Below are 19,579 nucleotides of genomic sequence, written 5' to 3'. Positions count from 1 at the left end.
GTGCTGTTGGATGACTCCCCATGAGCCGACCCGGACCCGATGAGGCGTGGGGCGCGAGCCCGGCTGCCCTCCTCGCGCCCGAGCGCGGGATCGTGCCTTTCATGGGCCGCGGCCGGGAGCTCGCGGAGCTTCGGTCGTGGGCGCGGTCGCGGGAGCCCGTGGCGCTGCGGCTGCTGTGCGGGCTCGGCGGCGTCGGCAAGACCCGCCTGGCGCTGGAGCTGTGCCGGAGGCTGCGGCGCACCGGATGGACGGTGGTCCACGTGCCGCCCGGCCAGGAGGTCACGGTGGTGGACGGCGTCGCCGACGCGCGGCGTGTGCTCCTCGTCGTGGACGACGCCGGTTCCCGGCCCGGCCTGTCCGCGATGTTCGACGCCATCGGGGCGACCAGGCGCAGCGGTCGCCTGCGCGTCCTGTGCCTGGCCCGCACCGGCGGGCAGTGGTGGCGGCGCGAGCGGTGGACCAGCGAGCTCTGGGCGGGGCGGACGCCGTCGGTCACCCAGATGGCGCTGGACCCGGCGCTCGACCGGACGCTGAGTGTCGCGTTCGACCCCGCGCTCGGCCTGGAGGTCGAACGCCCGGACGACGAGCGCGCGTTCCTGGAGGCGGCGGTCGCGCGGTTCGCGCGGGCGCTGGGCCGGCCCGTGCCCCAGGTCCGCTTCGAGCCGGTGGCCGACGGGCACGTGCGCGTCCTCGACCTGCACGCCGCGGCGCTGGCGACGGTGCTCGACGGCGGCGACGTCGTCGACCCGGGGGCCGCGCTCGGCGTCGTGCTGGACCACGAGCGGACCGGCTGGGCGCGCACGGCCGCCGCGGCAGGGCTCGGGGACGGAGCGGGCGGGACCGCCGAGGCCGCCCTGGCCGTGGCGACGCTGCTGCGGGACACCACCGACGACGGTGTCCGCGAGGCGCTGCGGCGCGCGGGCGCAGAGCCGGCAGACGGCCGGACGGCGGACGCTGTCGACTGGGTCCGCGCGCACCTGCTTCCGGTCCCGCGCCTGGCCGAGCTGCTCGTGTCGCGGACCCTGGCGAGGTCGGGGGAGCTGACCGCCGCGTGCACCCGCGACCTGGACCCTGGCCAGGCCTTCGCGGTGCTGGGTTTCGCCACGGCGATGGGGCTGGACCGGCCCGCCGCGGACCGGGACGTGACCGGCGAGCTGATCGAGGCGGCGGCGTCCGCCCTCCCGTCCGGGAGGCCGGAGGACCTGCCCGGCCTGATGCGTGCGACGCGCCGCCTGCCGCGGTCGTCGGGGCCGCTGGCCGTGCCGGTGCTGGACCGCCTCACCCACCGGGTGGCGGACCTGGCCCGAACGGCCGGCGGCGACGCCGAGCGGGCCGAGGCGCTGAGCGACCTCGGCACGGTGCTGATCGCCGAGGGCGAGCCCGACGCCGCGTCGGCCCTGCTGCAGGAGGCAGTCGGGCTCTGGCGCGGCCTCGCGTGGCACGACGAGAACCGGTATCGCCCGCCGCTGTGCACCGCGCTGAACAACCTCGGCATGGGCTACTGGGCCCTCGGCCGGCACAGCGACGCCTTGGCCCTCCAGGAGGAGGTCATCGCGCTGTGCCGGCAGTTCCCGCCCGGGGACGCGCTCTGGGCCGACGCCGAGCACGCGCGCGCCCTGCAGAACGCCGGGGTGTCCTACACCGAGCTCGGCCGGACCGGCGAGATCGAGGCGGCGCAGCGGGCGTCGCTCGACCTCTACCGGCGCCTCGCCGAGGGCGACCCGATCCAGTACGAGCCGCGGGTCGCGGCGGTGCTGGGCAACTTCGAGGCCCTCACCGAGAGCGGGCGGCCCGAGGACGCGCTGCCCGCGAACGCCGAGGCCGTGGCGATCCGGCGGCGGCTGGCCGCCGCGCGCCCCGAGCACCTCGGGGAGCTGGCGTGGTCGCTCGGCCAGCTCGGGACCACGCTGGAGGCCCTCGGCCGGTACGAGGAGGCGGGCGTGGTGCTCGTCGAGGCCCTGGAGATCCAGCGCGGGCTCGCCAAGGAGAACGAGCGCGGCACCCGGCCCGACCTCGCCGGCGCGCTGTCCGCGCTCGGCGCCCTGTACTCGACGGTCGGCCGCGCCGACGAGTCGCTCCGGCTGGAGCGGGAGGCGCTGGAGATCCGCAGGGACCTCGCCCGCGAGCATCCCGAGCGGTACCTGCACTTTCTCGCCCACTCCCTGTCGAACCTCGGTGTCACGCTGGCCCGGCGCGGCCGGTACGACGAGGCAGTGCTGCTCGAGGAGGAAGCGGTGGGTATCCGCCGGGGGCTCGCGAGCGGGAACGCCCGGTCGCTGAAGTACCTCGCGCAGTCCCTGTCGAACCTGGGCGTGCGGTACGCGGACCTGGGCAGGTTCGACGAGGCGCTGCGGCCCACGCAGGAGGCCGTCGACATGCTCCGCCGGCTCATGCGTGAGCAGCCGGAGAAGTACCGCACGGGCCTTACCGAGGCGCTCGCCAACCTGGGGGCCACGCTGCTCGACCTGGACCGGGCCGACGACGCGCTGCCGCCCATGCGGGAGGCCGTGATGATGCGGCGCCAGCTCGTCCTGGAGAACCCGGACAAGCACCGGCCCGACCTGGCGCTCGCGCTCTCCAACCTGGCGAGCGCGCTGAGCGCCGCGGGTGACAACGTCACGGCGCTCGGGCACGCGCGGGAGGCGGTCGAGATGCGCCGTCGGCTTGCCGCCGACCTGCCGGAGCGCTACCGGACCGAGCTGGAGCGCTCCCGGGCGGTGCTGGCCCGCATAGACGCGGCGATCCGCAACCCGCCGCCACCCCGCTAGCCGCCCACAGCCAAGAGGCCTGTCTGAGATCAGGCGTGCTGCGGGTGCTCGTGGGCCGGATGCGTGTGCGGCTCGACCTGGAACGTGGAGTGCTCCACCGCTATGTCGAAGTGCTCGGCCACACACTCCTGCAGCTGGTCCAGGATGCGGGCGGCGTGGCCGTCGGTGAAGCAGTCGGTGCCGACCACCACGTGCGCGCTGATCACCGGCAGGCCCGTGGCGATCAGCGAAGCGTGCATGTCGTGCACGTCCTCGACGTGGTCGAGCTGGAGCAGATGGGCGCGGACCTCGTCGAGGTCCAGGCCGGGCGGTGACGACTCCAGCAGCACGGAGACCGTCTCGCGGAGCAGCCTGAGCGCCCGCGGGAGGATGAGCGCGCCGATCAGCAGCCCCGCGACGACGTCGGCCCGCTGCCAGCCCGTCAGGATGATGACCACCGCCGCGACGACGACCGCGAGCGAGCCCAGCGCGTCGTTCACCACCTCGAGGAACGCGGCGCGCAGGTTGAAGCTCGCCGTCCGCTGCCCGGCCAGGATCGCCAGCGCGGCGAGATTCCCGACCAGGCCGATCGCGCCGAAGACCACCAGCTCGGGTCCGGGCACCTCGGGCGGCGCGGCGAGCCGCGCGACGCCCTCGACCAGCACGTACACGCCCACGGCCAGCAGCACGCCGGCCTGCGCGAGGGCCGCGATCACCTCCGCGCGGCGGTAGCCCCAGGTGCGCCGGGCCGACGGCGGACGCTCCACGAGGTGCGCCGCGAACAGGGCCATCGCGAGGCCCGCGGCGTCGGTCAGCAGGTGCACGGTGTCGACGAGCAGCGCGAGGCTGCCCGTGACCCAGGCGCCGACGACCTGGGCGAGCAGCACCGCCGCCGTGATCGTGAACGCGGCGGTGAGGCGGCCGCGGTGTCCGTGCGGCAGGTGATGGTCGTGGGATCCCACAGGGCTCATCCTCCCAGCGGGGGCGTCAGGCTGTCTCCGCGAACTGGGTGCGGTACAGGTCGGCGTACAGGCCGCCGGCGGCGATCAGCTCGGCGTGCGTGCCGGACTGGGCCACGCGGCCGTCGTCGAGCACCACTATGCGGTCCGCCGCGCGGACCGTGGACAGCCGGTGCGCGATGACCAGCGACGTCCGCCCCGCGAGGGCCTGGTCGAGGGCCACCTGCACGGCGGCCTCGGACTCCGAGTCGAGGTGTGCCGTCGCCTCGTCGAGGACCACGACGTCGGGCGCCTTGAGGAGCAGGCGCGCGATCGCGAGGCGCTGCCGCTCGCCGCCGGACAGCCGGTAGCCGCGGTCGCCCACCACGGTGTCCAGGCCCTCGGGCAGCCGGTCGACCAGGTCCCAGATGCGCGCCTGGCGCAGCACCCGCTCGAGATCGGCGTCGGTCGCCTCCGGGCGGACGAACCGGAGGTTCGCCGCCATCGTGTCGTGGAACAGGTGCGCGTCCTGCGAGACGACGCCGACCGTGGCCCGCAGCGACGCGAACGTCACGTCGCGCAGGTCGGTGCCGGCGATGCGCACCGCGCCCGACGTCGGGTCGTACATCCGGCTGACCAGCTGCGAGACCGTCGTCTTGCCCGCCCCGGACGGCCCGACGAGCGCCACCATCGAACCCGCGGGGACCTCGAACGAGACGTCGCGCAGCGTGTCCGTCGTCGGATCCTTGCGCTGCCCGGCCACCGACTCCAGCGAGGCGAGCGACACCTCGTCGGCCCGCGGGTACCGGAACGTCACGCCCGTCAGGGTGACGGACGCGCCCCGGGCAGCGACGGCCGCACGCAGGTCGACGGCGTCCGGCTGCTCGGCCACCGACGGCTCGAGATCCAGGACCTCCAGCACCCGCTCGAACGACACGAGCGCCGTCATCACGTCGACCTGGACGTTCGCCATCGCCGTCAGCGGCCCGTACAGGCGGGTGAGGTACGTGGCGAGCGCCACGACCGTGCCGACCGTGAGCTCGCCGGCGATCGCCTGCAGCCCGCCCAGCCCGTACACGCCGGCCACGGCCAGGGCCGCGACGGTCGACAGCCCCACCCGGAACCACGTCCCGAACAGCGCGGTCCGCACGCCCAGGTCGCGGCGCTCGCGGGCCGGCCCGGCGAACCGCTCGGACTCGGTGGCCGGGTCGCCGAACACCTTCACGAGGTGGGCACCGGCCACGTTGAACCGCTCGTTCATCACCTGGCCGAGGTCGGCGTCGACCTCCATGCCGCGCCGGGTCAGGACAGCGAGGCGGCGGCCGAACCAGCGCGCGGGGAACACGAACAGCGGGACGAGCACGAGGGCGCCGAGGGTGAGCTCCCACGACATGGTGAGCATCGCCGCGAGGGTGAACGTGATGGTCAGGGTGTTGGAGACCACCGTCTGCAGGGTCGACGTGAACGCACGCTGCGCCCCGAGCACGTCACCGTTGAGGCGCTGCACCAGGGCGCCCGTGCGGGCACGGGAGAAAAAGGCGAGCGGCATGCGCTGGACGTGGTCGAACACGGCGATCCGCAGGTCGAGGATGAGCCCCTCGCCGACCTGCGACGAAACCAGCCGGTCTGCGACGGACAGTCCAGCGGCCACGATCGCGAGCAGGGCGGCGGCACCGGCCAGCAGGACGACCAGTCGCGTGTCGCCGTCGACGATGCCGTGGTCGATGATCCGCTGGAAGAGCAGCGGCGTCGCGGCGCCCGCCGCGGCCTCCAGGGCCAGGATGAGCACGAAGAGGATGAGCCGGCCGCGGTACGGCCGGGCGAAACCCACTATCCGCCGCAACGCGGCCCGCCCCAGGCGCTGCTGGGTGACCGAGCCGTCCTGCGTGAAGGACCTCATCGTGCGGCCGCCGCCCATGCTCCCGCCGCCACCGTGCATGCTCACCGTCGCATCGTCCCACGCGGTGCGGCCCCCGCCGCGCCCGTCGGACCACCCGAACCCACCGGTGTGCACAGGCGCCACGAAGATAGCGGGTGAAGCGAGGGTGACCTGGACCACACACGTGTTACGTGTTCCCCACACGCCGTGATAGAAACCGACGATCGGGCGTCTACGCAGGTCGCCCCACAATTTCGATGGATGATTCGATGAATGTCGATCGTGGAGGGGCCATGCCTGACCTGGAACCGCGGCGAGGCGGAGGTCGTGTGGCGCTGGTGGATCTGACCGGCGCGGAGGACATGACCGCGGCGCTGCGGAAGCTGCAGGACGAGTGGGGGCCGGTGGCGCCCGTGGACCTGGAGCCGGGTGTGCCGGGCTGGCTCGTGCTGGGGCACGCCGAGGTCATGGAGGTGATGCGGACCGAGAGCGTGTTCGCGAGGAACCCGCGGCACTGGAAGGAGCGCCTGCCGCTGGACTCGACCCTGCACGCCATCCTGTCTCCGGCCGGACGGCGGGCGCTGTACTACGCGGACGGCGCGGACCACCGGCGGCTGCGCCTCCCCGTGGACGAGGCGTTCGCGGGCATCGACGAGGCCCAGACCGCCGCCCTCGTGCGCGGCGTCTGCAGCCGGCTGATCGACTCGTTCGCCACCCAGGGGCACGCGGACCTGATCGGCGGGTACGCGGCCGCAGTGTCGTTCCTGGCCGTGTCGGGGATGTTCGGCTTCGACGAGCACCAGGGCATCGCCCTGCTGCGCTGCGCCAGCGACGTCTTCGGGCACGGGGGCGACCCCATGACCGCCCTCGCCACGATGGACCGGATCGTGCTGGACCACGTGCTCGCGACGCGGGAGAGCCCCGGCAACAACCTGACGGCCCGCTTCGTCGAGCACCCCAGCTTCGAGGACGACACGGAGATCGTGCACTCCATGGTGGTGGCGATCTGCGCGTCGAACGAGCTGCTCGTGACCTGGATAGCGGCCACGCTGCGCCGGATGCTCACCGACCCCCGGTACACCGGCCGGGTCACCGGCGTGCGGCGCGGCCTGGACGACGCCATGGACGAGACGCTGTGGAGCGAGCCGCCCGTCGCCAACCTGCCCGCCCGGTACGCCGTCACGGACTGCACGCTCGGCAAGGTCCGGATCAAGGCAGGTGACGCGATAGTGATGGGCGTGGCCGCCGCGAACAACGACCCGCGGGTGCGGACCACCGACGACCTCTTCGAGGCCGGCAACCGCTCGCACCTGTCGTTCGGGGTCGGGCCGCACGCGTGCCCCGCCCGGCGCCCGGGACGGCTCGTGGTGAAGATCGCGGTGGAGAGCCTCATGGAGCGGCTCGACCTGCGGCTCACCGACCGCGAGGTCACCTGGGCGCCGTCGCCGTGGTCGCGCTACCCGGCGACGCTGGCGGTGGCGTTCACCCCCGAGCGGCACGCCGCCCGGACGCCGGCCCGGGTCTGAGGTCGCGGCCTGCGGCCCGCTCTCGGCCGCTTCCCACCCACTCCGGCCCCATCGCCTACTCCAGCCACTTCCCGTCGGCCGGCACGTCGCGCATCAGCGCGGCGATGTCGGTCGGCACGGGTGGCACCACCGCGCGGCGCACACCCTCGGTCGGCGACCACAGGAGGTTGACCCGCAGCGCCGGGTCGGGGCCCGGGTGGTCCGAGCGCTGGTGGCTGCCGCGCGACTCGCGGCGCTCCAGCGCGCACTCCAGGGTCGCGCGGGCAGCCAGGGCCGCCGAGCGCAGGTCGAAGGCGTGGGCGAGGTCCTGGTAGCCGCTGATGTCCGTGTGCACGTAGAGGTCGCCCGCGCGGTCCTCGACGTCCTCGAGCCGGGTGAGACCGGCCCGCAGCCCCGCCTCGTGCCGTACGACGCCGGCGTGCTCGGTCACCAGGTCGCGCACCTCGCGCTGCAGGGCCCGCGGGTTCTGCCTGCCGCCCGCGGTGAGTACGCGGTCGACGTCGGCCTCGGCGTCGCGGACCGCGCCGAGCGAGCGTCGCTGGTTGGTCAGGCGGGCGGAGTAGAGGGCCGCCGCGCGCGCGGCGGACCGGCCGTGGACAAGCAGCTCGAGGAGTGCGTTGCCCTCGACGTGGTTGGCGCCGTGGAGCCCGCTGGCCGCCTCGCCGACGACATAGAGGCCGTCGACGTCCGTACCGTTGTCCTCCGGCCGGACCTGAGCACCGCCCATCGAGTAGTAGGCCGTGGGCGCGACCTCGAACGGGTCGCAGGTGACGTCGACCATCTGCAGGTCGAGCAGCGTCCGGTAGACGTCGGGCAGGCGGGTCAGGATCGTCTCCCGCGGCAGGTGCGAGAGGTCGAGCCAGACGCCGCCCGCCGGCGTGCCTCGCCCCTCGGCGATCTCCGTGTACGACGCGCGGGCCACGAGGTCGCGGCCGGCGCGCTCCATCCGCACGGGGTCGTAGCGGTCCAGAAAGCGTTCGCCGAGGTTGTTGAGGAGGCCGCCGCCCTCGCGGCGCGCGGCCTCGCCGACCAGGGTGCCCGCGGCGTTCTCGGGAGCGAGGAGGCCGGTCGGGTGGAACTGCACCAGCTCCGGGTCGCGGAGCCGGACCCCGGCCTCGGCGGCCAGCCGGAACGAGTCGCCGGTGCTCTCGTCGCGTCGCGCCGCCGCACGCCGCCAGATCCGCGTGTGCCCGCCCGCGGCCAGGATCACCGCATCGGCGTGGATGAGGTAGCGCGACCCGTCGACGAGATCGAACCCGTAGGCGCCGAACACTGAGCCCCCATCAACCAGCAACCGGGTGACGTAGCACGTCGACAGGAGGGGTACGCCGAGCCGCGCGGCGTGCGCACGGAGCACCCGCTGCAGGCGGAGGCCGGTGTGGTCGCCGGTGAAGGCCGTCCGCCGGTACGTGTGCGCCCCGAACCCGCGCTGGTCGATCCGCCCGTCGGCCTGCCGGTCGAACCGCATCCCGAACCGCTCGAGGTCGTGGATCGCCTGCCCGGCGTTCCGGGCCACGTGCTGCACCGCGCGGGGGTCGGCCAGCAGGCCGCTCTCGTGAAGGGTGTCGGCGGCGTGCTGCTCCCAGGTGTCGTCCGGGTCGGCGGTCGCCAGGGCGGCGCTGATGCCGTCGGTGGCGAGCACGGTGTGCGCGTCGACGGCCGGCCGCTTGCCCACCGCGAGCACCGCGGTGCCCGCCTCGGTGAGCTCGATGGCGGCCCGCAGGCCGGCCCCTCCCGTCCCGACGACGAGGACGGACGTGGCGAGCCGGTGTTCGCGTGACGGCATGGCAACTCCTAGACAGCAGCTGGACAGCAGACGAATGCTTGTCCGCTCTCGACCCGGCAGACGTACCGATGTGTGACAGAACCGAATATTCTTGTCCGCAGAGCGCTCCGCCGTGGTGTGCGCCCCTACCCGCAGGAGCACCGTGAGCGCAGCCCGACTACCGAACCTGGTGGGTCGGCACCGCGAGTGCGCGGTGCTGGACGACGTCCTCGCCAGGCTCCGGGCGAGGGAGTCCACGGTGCGCGTCATCCGGGGCGAGGCGGGTATCGGGAAGTCGGTGCTGCTAAAGTACACAGCGGTCCAGGCCTCCGGGATGACCATCGCCCGAGCGCAGGGCATCGAGGCCGACATGGAGCTCGCCTGGGCGAGCCTGCACCAGCTCTGCGCGCCGTTCCTAGGGGCGGTCGACGCCCTGCCGGAGCCTCAGCGCGACGCGCTCCAGGTGGCATTCGGGATGGCGGCGGGCGACCCGCCCGACCGCTTCCTCGTCGGGCTGGCGGTCCTCACCCTGCTCACCCGCGCCTCGGAGACCCGTCCCGTCCTGCTCCTCGTCGACGACGCCCACTGGCTCGACCAGGTCTCGCTCCAGACCCTGGAGTTCGTGGCCCGGCGGCTCCTGGCGGAGGCCGTCGCGATGGTGTTCACCGTCCGCGATCCCGAGGGCGCCGGAGCCCTGGGCGGGCTGCCGGAGCTGCGGATCGGCGGCCTGGACAAGGAGGCCGCCGGCGACCTGCTCGAGGCGTCTGTCGAGGGCCGCATGGAGCCGCGCGTCCGCGACCGCCTCGTGGCGGAGACGGGCGGAAACCCGCTGGCACTGCTCGAGCTCTCGCGCGGCCGCACCGCCGCCGACCTGGCCTACGGCCTCGACGCGGCCGACCTGGCCTCGGTGTCGGGCCGCGTCGAGCAGGACTACGCGAGGCGGTTGACGTCGCTGCCCGACCGCACCCGGACGCTGCTGCTCATCGCCGCGGCCGAGCCGGTCGGCGACGTCCGGCTCCTGCTGCGCGCGGCCGAGCTGCTCGGCATCACCCCGGACGCCGCACCGGCGAAGGCCGCCGGTCTCATCGAGTTCGGCGAGTCGATGCGCTTCCGCCACCCCCTGGCGCGCTCCGCGGTCTACCGCGAGGCCGACGCCGGGCAGCGTCGCACGGTGCACCAGGCGCTGGCCGAGGCCACCGACCCCGTGCTCGAGCCGGACCGCCGGGCCTGGCACGCCGCGCAGGCGTCCCACGGGCCGGACGAGGACGTCGCCGCAGGGCTGGAAGAGGCCGCCGACCGGGCACACCAGCGAGGCGGCGTGGCGGCCGAGGCCGTGCTGCTCGAACGCGCCGCGGCCCTGACCCCCGATCCCGGACAGCGCGGCCGACGCGCCCTCGCCGCCGCCGAGGCCCACTTCTCGGCGGCCGCGCCCGAACGTGCGACCGAGCTGGCCGCGCTCGCTGATCTGTGCCCGCTCAGCCCGCTCGACCGGGCTCGTCTTGCCCGGCTGCGGGCGCGCATGCTGTTCGCGCGCAGCCGCAGCGACGAGGCCGCGCCGCTCCTGCTCGACGCCGCAGACCGGTTCACCGCCGAGGGCTCACCGCTGGCGCGGGAGACCTACCTCGAGGCGATCAGTGCCACGGTCTTCGCCGGCCGCGTGCACGGCCCGCACGGCGCCCGTGCGGCGGCGATCGCGGCGCGGCGGTCGAGCGCCCCGCCGTCGGCGTCCCTGGCCTCCGACCTGCTGCTGGACGGCGTCTCCACGCTGCTCGCGGACGGCTACGAGGCGGGCGTCCCGGCGCTGGTCCGGGCGTTCGAGCCGTTCGCCCACGAGGAGCTCGGGAACCGCGACGCCGCGATGCGCTGGCTGCTCTCCGTGCCGGTGGCGCTCGAGTCCTTCATCCACCACCGGTGGGACCTCCCCGCCTGGGACGTCCTGTCCTCCCGCGCGGTCCGGCTGGCCCGCGAGGTCGGCGCGCTCAGCGTGCTGCCCCCGGCCCTCATCTACTACGGGGGCGTGCAGATCCACCACGGCGACTTCGCGGCAGCGACCCGGATGATCGAGGAGGCCGACGCCATAGCGGCGGCCACCGGGCAGGCGCCGCACCGCTACGCCACGCTGGTTCTCGCCGCCTGGCGCGGCGACGAGGCGGCCGCCGCCGGGATCTTCGACGAGGCCCGGATCAGCGCCACCGAGCACGGCGAGGTCTCGCTGCTCGGCGTGACGGGCTGCATGCAGGGTGTCCTGTACAACGGCCTGGCCCGCTACGAGGACGCGTTGGCCGCCGCGCGGACCGGCATCGAGCACGACGGCTTCAACTTCACCGGCCTGTCGCTGGTCGAGCACGTCGAGGCCGCCTTCCACTGCGGCGAGCGTGCCTTGGCACGGGAATCGCTCGACCGGCTCGTCGAGCTGACCCGGGCCGCCGACACCGGATGGGCGCGCGGCGTCCAGGCCCGCAGCCGGGCGCTGCTCACCGACTCCGCCGACGAGGCCGACCGGCTCTACCGGACGGCGATCGACGAGCTCGCCGCCGATCGCGTACAGGTCGAGGTAGCCCGTACCCACCTCGTCTACGGCGAATGGCTGCGCCGTGTCCGACGGCGCGCGGACGCCCGCGAGCAGCTCCGGACCGCCCACCGGATGTTCGACGCCATGGGCTCGCTCGCGTTCACGGAGCGTGCCCGGCGCGAGCTGCTCGCGACGGGTGAGCACGTGCGCACGCGCGACGCCGGGTCCTCGGAGCGGCTGACGCCGCAGGAGGCGCAGATCGCGGCGCTCGCGGCAAGTGGCATGACCAACGCGCAGATCGGCGCCGAGCTCTTCCTCAGCCCGCATACCGTGGAGTGGCACCTGCGCAAGGTGTACACGAAGCTCGACATCAGGTCGCGCCGTGGGCTCGCCGCTGCCCTCGTGACCCCTCGGGACGACGACGCGGGGACCGCGACGGCGACCCTGGCCTGACGGCCCGGGAGCCGCCAGCCCCGGAACCCACGGGGGCACACCGCGAGTGCGTGGCCCGTGGCAGCGGTCCGTGGTCGCGACCCCCGGGGTTCCTACGGACCGACCACGGACTGCCCGTGGCGCGCCTGAACGCCCCGCGGACGGACGGTTGACCCATCGAAGCCGATGGCAGCCGTCCGCGAGGGAGTCCACAGATGTCAGCGTCAGGCCTGGTGCCCACCACCCCGACCGAGCTCGACGCGGCGCTCGACGTCTTCCTCGCGCAGCGCCCCCGGCTCATCCAGATCGCCCATCGGGTGACCGGCGACGTCTCCGGCGCCGAGGACGTGGTCCAGGATGCCTGGCTGCGCTGGCAGCACACCGATCGCGGCGTCATCGAGAATCCCGCGGCGTTCCTGACCACGACCACTACCCGCCTCGCGATCAACGTCATCCAGTCCGCCCGGCACCGGCACCAGGCGACAAGTGCGACGTCCCTGGCCAACCTGGTCGACGCCGCGGACGACCAGGTGCTCAGGGCGGAGCAGACCGCCGTCGTCGAGAAGACGCTGCAGGTCCTGATGGCGCGGCTGACCCCGGGCAAGCTCGCGGCGTACCTGCTGCGCAAGGGCTTCGACTATCCGTACGCCGAGATCGCCGCCCTGCTGCGGACCAGTAGCGCCAACGTGCGGCAGCTGGTGCGGCGGGCGCAGCCAGACCTCGAGGGGAGCGGTGAGCGGCCGGTCGACAGGGCGTGTCACCGCCGTCTCGTGACGGCGTTCCAGGTGGCCGCGCGCACGGGGGACCTCGCGGCGCTCGAGACGCTGCTGGCGCGCGCCGCGTGGCCGTCGAAGCGTCGGCACGAGCCGGTGCGGGGCGTGCGCCGCGTGGCGCCGCAAGAGGCTGCTTGAGACCCGGCGTCGTCCGGCGGAACGGCCGACCGGCCACCTGGCCCAGTATGCTCACGCCGGGAGCCATGCAGAGAACGAGCGGAGCGCCGGGCGGAGTACTCCTCGGCCGACGACGGGAGTGCGCAGCCCTCGACGACCTCGTCACGGGCGTCCAGGGCGGCCGGAGCGCGTCCTTGGTCCTGCGCGGCGAGGCCGGCATCGGGAAGACCGCGCTGCTCTCGTACCTGCGGGACGAAGCACACGGCTGCCGCGTCGTGCGCGTGGTCGGCGTCGAAGCGGAGGCCGAGCTGGCGTTCGGTGGCCTGCACCAGCTCTGCGCGCCGTTCCGCGACCACATCGACCGGCTGCCGGAGCCGCAGCGCCTCGCGCTCGAGACGGCGTTCGGGCTCAGTGCGGGCACGCCGCCCGACCGGTTCCTGATCGGGCTGGCGGTGCTGAACCTGCTCGCCGACGTCGCCGAGCGGCAGCCGCTCGTGTGCCTGGTCGACGACGCGCAGTGGCTCGACCAGGTCTCCGCACAGACGCTCGCGTTCGTCGCCCGGCGGCTCCTGGCCGAGCGGGTGCTGCTGCTGTTCGCGATGCGTCCCGCGAACGGGCACCCGCTCCAGGGCCTGCCGCACCTCGAGGTCGAGGGACTGGCCGATTACGACGCCCGCGCACTGCTGTCCTCCGTGACGCCCGGCCGGTTCGACGACCAGGTCCGCGACCGGGTCCTGGCCGAGGCCCGGGGCAACCCGCTCGCCCTCCTCGAGCTACCCCGCGGCCGGACCGCGGCCGAGCTGGCCGGCGACATGAGACCTGACGACCAGGCGCTGGCCGGCCCGGTCGAGCGCGGCTTCCTGCGGCGGCTCCGGTCGCTCGCCCCGGACACCCAGCGGCTGCTGCACCTCGCCGCCGCCGAGCCTGTCGGCGACGTCGTGCTGCTCCGGCGCGCGGCGCGGACGCTCGACATCGATCTCTCCGCCGCGGCCGCCGAGGCGGAGGCAGCGGACCTGGTCACGCTCCGCAGCATGGTGCGCTTCCGGCACCCGCTGGTGCGGTCGGCGGCCTACTGGTCGGCATCGCCGCAGGAGCGCCAGGACGCGCACCGCGCCCTGGCGGAGGCCACCGACCCCGGGCACGACCCCGACCGGCGGGCGTGGCACCTGGCGAGCGCCGTGTCCGTCGCCGACGAGCGGGTCGCATCAGGCCTCGAGCAGGCCGCGGCGCGAGCGAGCGCGCGTGGCGGCGTGGCGGCGTCGGCCGCGTTCCTCGCCCGGGCGGCCCAGCTGACTCCGGACCCGGCCGTCCAGGGGTCGCGGGCGGTCGCCGCTGCCCAGGCGAAGAGCCAGGCGGGCATGTATGCCGAGGCGCTCGAACTGCTCGACGGCGCTCAGCTCGCGCCGCTCGGCGAGCGCGAGCTGGCCCAGGCGGACCTGGTCCGCGGACAGGTGATGTTCGCCTTCCGCAGCGCGAGCGTCGGGCTTCCGCTGCTGCTCGCGTCGGCGCACCGTCTCGAGGCGCTCGACCCCGTGCTGGCGAAGGAGACCTACCGCGACGCGCTGTACGCGGCGTTCACGGCCGGCCAGCTGCCCGGCGGCGAGGGGCTCGAGGAGGTGGCCGCCGCCGTCGTGCGAATGGCCCGGCCCGAGCAGCCCGCGCGCAGCGACCTGCTCCTCGAGGGAGTCGCCCGCGTCTACACCGACGGCTACGCCGCCGCGGCGCCGCTGCTGCTCAAGGCGCTCGCGGCGTATAGCTCCGAGGGGGTCACCGCAGCCGACCTGGGATGGCTCCCGCTCGCCTGCCGGATGGCGCACAACGTCTGGGACTTCGAGAGCTGGTCGGTGCTGTCCGCGGCGATGCTCCGCCTCGCCCGCGAGCTCGGCGCGCTGTCGGTGCTGCCGTCGGCGCTGCTGCTCCGGCTCTCGAACCGGATGTACGCCGGCGACCTGGTGGACGCGCAGTCGCTCGTCGACGAGGCCGCGACGATCGGGGAAGTTACGGGCAGCAGCTTCTTCGCCCACTACACCGCGCTGGTCGTGGTGCCGTGGGGTGGCAGCGAGGCCGCGACCCGGGCGGCGATCCAGGCGATCGTCGACGACCCGGCCCTGAGCACCGAGGGCAAGGCGCTGACCGCGACGGAGTGGGCGGCCGCCGTCCTCTACAACGGCCTCGGCCGCTGGGAGGACGCGCTCGTCGCCGCGCGGCGCGGGGCCGCGTACCCGCAGGAGATGGGCCTGTCGATCTGGTCGAGGGTCGAGCTCGTCGAGGCGGCCAGCCGGCTCGGCCGCACCGAGGAGGCGGCCGAGGGCGCACGTGCGATCGTCGAGCTGACCGAGGCGGCGGGCACCGACTGGGCGCTCGGCACGGCCGCCCTCGTGACCGCGCTGGTCAGCGCCGACGCCGACGCCGAGCCCCACTACCGCGAGGCGCTCGCGCGGTTGCGGACCACGGGCGTCGACGTGGAGCTCTCCCGCACGCACCTCCTGTACGGCGAGTGGCTGGTGCGGGCCGGGCGCGCCGCCGACGCCCGGCAGCACCTGCGCCTGGCGCACGACCTGCTCACCCGCATGGGCGCGACCGGATACGTCGAGCGCGCCCGGCGCGGCCTCAGGGAGGCAGGCGCCCCGGTCGCCGTCGCGGCGCCGCGGGCAGCACCCCGAGCGACCGAGACGCTGTCGCCGCAGGAGGCACAGATCGCCCGGCTCGCCGCCGACGGCCTGACCAACCCGCAGATCGGTGCTCAGCTCTACCTCAGCGCCCACACCGTCGAGTGGCACCTGCGCAAGGTGTTCGCCAAGCTCGGCGTCCGCTCACGCAAGGACATCGCCGCCGCCCTGGCAGAGGGCGCACCGGCCTCGTAGGCGGCTACGACGCGTCCGGCACCTGGTCCCGGCCGGCCGCCAGCCGGGTCACGTCGAGCACGGCCTGGACGAACGCGTCCGGCGCCTCCTGCGGGAGGTTGTGCCCGGCGTCCGGCACCCGGCGGTGCAGGCGGGGACCCGTGAAGCGGCCGGCGTCGGGGACGCCGTCGGGCGCCGGAAAGTTGCCGTCGGCGAGGCCGGCGAGCGTCACCGTCGGGACCCCGATCGGAGGTAGCCCGGCGAGGGCGTAGTCGAAGGCGTCGTACTCCGGCGCGCCCGGCGCCTGACCCAGCCGGTGCCGGTAGGAGTGCAGCACGACGTCGACGTAGTCGGGGTTGTCGAACGCCGCCGCCGCCCGGTCGAGCACCGCCTGGTCGAAGTCCCAGGCCGGTGAGTTGCGGCGCCAGATGACCTCGGCGATCTCGCGCCGGTTCGCCGTCAGGCCGGCCCGGCCGCGCTCGGTGAGGAAGTAGTAGAAGTACCAGAAGCCGGCCTCGAGGTCGGGACGGATCGGTTGCGCCGACGCGGCGATGTCCTGGATCAGGTAACCGTTGACGCTGACGAGCCCGGTGACCCGCTCGGGCCGCAGGGCCGCGACCACGCAGGCGGCGCGGCCGCCCCAGTCGTAGCCGGCGAGCACGGCCTCGGGCAGGTCGAGGGCGTCGAGCAGGCCGAGGACGTCCGCACCGAGCGCCGCCTGCTGGCCGGATCGGGCCGTCCAGTCGTCACGGAACCGCGTGGGGCCATGACCGCGGAGGTAGGGCACGACGACCCGGTAGCCGAGCGCCGCCAGCCGGGGCGCGACGTCGATATAGCTGTGCACGTCGTAGGGGTAGCCGTGCAGCAGCACCACGGCCGGGCCGGTGGCCGGCCCGTCCTCGACGTACGCGATATCGAGGACGTCGGTGAGGGCCTGCTGGATCGGGGTCATCGAGGTTCCTCTCGTCTCGCGCGCCGCGGCGCGGCGCGCTCACCACGACCGACCGGGCACAGCCCGGGTTCGTGACGATGCGGCGCTGGTCCGGAGGTAGCCTTGACGTGCTGCGTCGCCCCGCGCCGCACGTCTTCCATGTTCCCGGGCTCTGAGGACCACATGTTCCGCATCGGACTCACCGGAGGGATCGCGGCCGGCAAGTCGGTCGCGACAGCACGCCTGGCCGAGCTCGGCGCAGTCGTCATCGACCACGACCTGCTGGCGCGGGAGGCGGTGGCGCCCGGGACGGTCGGCCTGGCCGAGATCGCCGAGGCGTTCGGCGACGTCGTCCTGACGCCGGACGGCGACCTCGACCGGCCCAAGCTCGGTGCCCTGGTCTTCGCGGACGCCGCCGCCCGCCGCCGCCTGAACGACATAGTGCATCCCGAGGTGCGCCGGCTGTCGGCGGAACGGGAGGCCAAGGCGGCGGCCGCGGATCCCGCCGCCGTCGTCGTGCACGACATCCCGCTGCTCGTCGAGACTGGGCAGGCCGGGCACTTCCACCTCCTGGTGGTGGTGCACACGCCCGCCGAGCAGCGGGTACGCCGCCTCGTGGAGAGCCGCGGGCTGAGCGAGGACGCCGCACGCTCGCGCCTCGCGTCGCAGGCCGGCGACGACGAGCGGCTCGCCGCCGCCGACGTCACCCTCGACGGTTCGGGTTCCGAGGACGATCTGCGCGCGCAGGTCGATACCCTATGGCAGCGCGTAGCCACCGAGGTCGCGCAGGAGGCGGAGGCAGACTCCGCGTGATCCGGCCGGCGTGATCCGCACGGCCCGGGTGAGGAGCGTGCGTGATGAAGGTCTTGGTCACAGGGTTCGAGCCGTTCGGCGGTGACGCCGTCAACTCGTCGGCGGACGCCGTAGCGGCGCTCGCGGAGGGCTGGGCAGGCCCGGACGAGCTGGTCACCGCCGTTCTGCCGGTGGCGTTCGACCAGGTCCGGTCCGCTGACGGGCCCCTGCTGCGCCTGCTCGACGAGCACGCGCCCGACGTCGTCGTCGCCGCAGGTCTCGCCGATGGCATCACCCAGATCCGGATCGAGCGGGTCGCGATCAACCTCATGGACGCGCGGATCCCCGACAACGACGGCGGCCAGCCCGTCGACGCCCCCGTGGCCGACGGCGGGCCGCTCGCCCGGTTCGCCACGCTCCCCGTCAAGGCCGCTGCCGCCGCCGTGCGTGAGGCGGGCATTCCCGCCGGCGTCAGCTACAGCGCCGGGACGTACGTCTGCAACGCCAGCTTCTACGCCGTCCAGCACGCCCTGGCGGAACGGCCGGGCGTGCTCTCGGGCTTCGTCCACGTACCGCGCAGCACGGAGGAGGTGGGCGGAACCGTGTCGGCCTCCGCCCTGGCCGACGGCGGCGAGCCACACCTCCCGCTCGAAGCGCTCGCCCGCGCCCTGGCGGTCGTGGTGCGCACGGCGCTCGCCGCGGCGCGCGGCGACGTCACGGAGCCGGCCGCGCCGGCGGGGGCGATGTACTGACGGCCCCGTCTTCCGGATCCTGAAACAAGGGCGGTAGCCAGCGTTGCAGCCGTTGCTCCGCCGCTCCCGCTGCTCAATAATCCGACTGAACGGACATTTGGGCTGATCTGGTGCCGCGGCGGGAGCTCGGCGGCGGAGGGGGAGTGCACGTGAGCGACGGGCAGCAGGGCATCGGCAACGGCGTCGGACACGCGGTGGTCTTCGGGGGCAGCATCGCCGGCCTGCTCGCGGCCCTCGCACTGGCGGGGCACGCGGAGCGGGTGACCCTCGTCGAGCGCGACCGGTACCCGGAGCGGCCCGAGCCGCGCAAGGGCGTGCCGCAGAGCAAGCACACCCACCTCCTGCTGGAGAGCGGACTGCGGGCGATGCTGCGCTTTCTGCCTGGCCTCGACGAGGAGCTGGTCGCCGCGGGCGCGCAACAGGTGCGGTCGCCCACCGACTACCTGCAGAACATGCGCGACCGCTGGTTCGCCCGGGGCGCCACGACGTCCACGACGCTCTGCCTCACCAGGCCCCTCCTGGAGCACGGGGTGCGGGGCCGGGTCCTGGCGCACCCGAGGGTCACGGCGGTGCAGGGGACCGACGTCGTCGGGCTGACCGGGTCGGCGGACCGGGTCACGGGCGTGCTGCTGCGCGAGCGCGGCGGCGAGCGGACGGGCACCGCGCCCACCCGGCTCGCCGCCGACCTGGTGGTCGACGCCTCCGGCCGCTCCTCCCGCACACCCGAGTGGCTCGAGGCCCTCGGCGCGGTCCGGCCCGCCGAGGACCGGGTCGAGTCCGGCATCGGCTACGTCAGCCGTGTCTACCGCGACGGGTCGGACGGCGCGTTGACGGACGCCCGGCTCGTGTACCTGGTGGGGGAGACGACGGGTGCCGTGATCGCCCCGGTGGAGCCCGCGGGCACCCATATGATCACGTTCGCCACTCCGCGGGGTGAGCCGCTGCCGACCGACCCCGAGGCGTTCGAGGCCCTGGCCGACCGCCAGGTACACCCCCTGGTGCGGCAGTGGATCGACAAGGCCGAGCCGGTCTCGCCCGTCTACGGGTTCTTGCGGACGGAGAACGTGCGGCGGTCCTACGACCGGGTGGTCCCCGAGGGACTGCTCGTCACGGGGGACGCGCTGTGTGCGCTGAACCCCGTGTTCGGCCAGGGCATGTCGACGGCGGCGCTCGACGCCGTGGCGCTCGACGAGAGCCTCACCGCCGGACTCCCGAACCGCGCGGCCCAGACCGCACTCCTGGCCGCCTCCGACCAGGCCTGGACCATCTCCACCGGAGCGGACAAGGCGCGCCCCGGCGTCACGGGCAACGCGGCGGGCCGTACCCTCCGCGACAAGGTCTCCAGCTGGTACCTCGGCCGGGTCCAGGAGCGCTGCGGGGTGAACACGGAGGTCCAGACCACGTTCCGCCGCGTGCTGGCCCTCCTCGCGCCGCCGTCCGAGCTGTTCCGGCCCGCGGTGGTCCGGTCGGTGCTCTTCCAGAAGGGCGCGCCCGCCGGCGCCGAGCCGCGGCTCCGGCTGGCCGGGGAACGCGTGGGGTGACGGTCGGGAGGTGACGGTCGGGAGGGCGCGG

12 protein-coding genes are annotated in these 19,579 nt (G+C 74.5%); 8 read left to right on the top strand and 4 right to left on the bottom strand.

Annotated elements, in window-relative coordinates; genetic code table 11:
* The first annotated feature begins 20 nt into the window (after positions 1-20).
* Positions 21-2,768 (top strand): tetratricopeptide repeat protein, encoded by a 2,748-nt coding sequence (locus EW117_RS14995; protein WP_129787530.1) that lies wholly within the window; start codon positions 21-23, stop codon positions 2,766-2,768.
* A gap of 29 nt (positions 2,769-2,797) precedes the next feature.
* On the opposite strand, the gene EW117_RS14990 is transcribed toward EW117_RS14995, so the two are convergent.
* Positions 2,798-3,718, bottom strand: a complete 921-nt coding sequence (locus EW117_RS14990; RefSeq protein ID WP_129787529.1) for a cation diffusion facilitator family transporter — start codon at positions 3,716-3,718, stop codon at positions 2,798-2,800.
* A gap of 16 nt (positions 3,719-3,734) precedes the next feature.
* Positions 3,735-5,624, bottom strand: a complete 1,890-nt coding sequence (locus EW117_RS14985; protein ID WP_242504327.1) for an ABC transporter ATP-binding protein — start codon at positions 5,622-5,624, stop codon at positions 3,735-3,737.
* A gap of 233 nt (positions 5,625-5,857) precedes the next feature.
* Between EW117_RS14985 and EW117_RS14980 the strand changes: the two genes are divergently transcribed.
* On the top strand, positions 5,858-7,090 hold the full coding sequence (locus EW117_RS14980) for a cytochrome P450 family protein (RefSeq protein ID WP_129787528.1): 1,233 nt from the start codon (positions 5,858-5,860) through the stop codon (positions 7,088-7,090).
* A gap of 55 nt (positions 7,091-7,145) precedes the next feature.
* On the opposite strand, the gene EW117_RS14975 is transcribed toward EW117_RS14980, so the two are convergent.
* Positions 7,146-8,876 carry an FAD-binding protein gene (locus EW117_RS14975; protein WP_129787527.1) on the bottom strand — a complete coding sequence of 577 codons (1,731 nt, stop codon included), beginning with the start codon at positions 8,874-8,876 and terminating at the stop codon, positions 7,146-7,148.
* 142 nt (positions 8,877-9,018) lie between these two features.
* Here EW117_RS14975 and EW117_RS14970 point away from each other — a divergent pair, with 142 nt between their 5' ends.
* From EW117_RS14970 to EW117_RS14960, 3 genes are all read left to right on the top strand, one after another.
* Entirely contained in the window at positions 9,019-11,820 is a 2,802-nt protein-coding gene (locus EW117_RS14970) for a helix-turn-helix transcriptional regulator (protein WP_129787526.1), read from the top strand.
* A 194-nt stretch (positions 11,821-12,014) separates the two neighbouring features.
* Positions 12,015-12,710 (top strand): sigma-70 family RNA polymerase sigma factor, encoded by a 696-nt coding sequence (locus EW117_RS14965; RefSeq protein ID WP_129787525.1) that lies wholly within the window; start codon positions 12,015-12,017, stop codon positions 12,708-12,710.
* A gap of 65 nt (positions 12,711-12,775) precedes the next feature.
* Positions 12,776-15,553, top strand: a complete 2,778-nt coding sequence (locus EW117_RS14960; protein ID WP_129787524.1) for an AAA family ATPase — start codon at positions 12,776-12,778, stop codon at positions 15,551-15,553.
* A gap of 4 nt (positions 15,554-15,557) precedes the next feature.
* Here EW117_RS14960 and EW117_RS14955 read toward each other — a convergent pair whose 3' ends face one another.
* Positions 15,558-16,484, bottom strand: a complete 927-nt coding sequence (locus EW117_RS14955; RefSeq protein ID WP_129787523.1) for an alpha/beta fold hydrolase — start codon at positions 16,482-16,484, stop codon at positions 15,558-15,560.
* Positions 16,485-16,646: 162 nt separating this feature from the next.
* Here EW117_RS14955 and coaE point away from each other — a divergent pair, with 162 nt between their 5' ends.
* From coaE to EW117_RS14940, 3 genes are all read left to right on the top strand, one after another.
* Positions 16,647-17,276, top strand: coding sequence for a dephospho-CoA kinase (coaE, locus tag EW117_RS14950; RefSeq protein ID WP_129787522.1), 630 nt, complete (start codon positions 16,647-16,649; stop codon positions 17,274-17,276).
* A gap of 44 nt (positions 17,277-17,320) precedes the next feature.
* Positions 17,321-18,007 (top strand): pyroglutamyl-peptidase I, encoded by a 687-nt coding sequence (locus EW117_RS14945; RefSeq protein ID WP_129787695.1) that lies wholly within the window; start codon positions 17,321-17,323, stop codon positions 18,005-18,007.
* Positions 18,008-18,156: 149 nt separating this feature from the next.
* Positions 18,157-19,548: an FAD-dependent oxidoreductase gene (locus tag EW117_RS14940; RefSeq protein ID WP_207211886.1), complete on the top strand. Its 1,392-nt coding sequence runs from the start codon at positions 18,157-18,159 to the stop codon at positions 19,546-19,548.
* Positions 19,549-19,579 lie beyond the last annotated feature (31 nt).

It is taken from the genome of Promicromonospora panici, from assembly GCF_900608595.1.
Lineage (GTDB): Bacteria > Actinomycetota > Actinomycetes > Actinomycetales > Cellulomonadaceae > Promicromonospora > Promicromonospora panici.
This window is presented reverse-complemented; position numbering and strand designations above follow the sequence as displayed.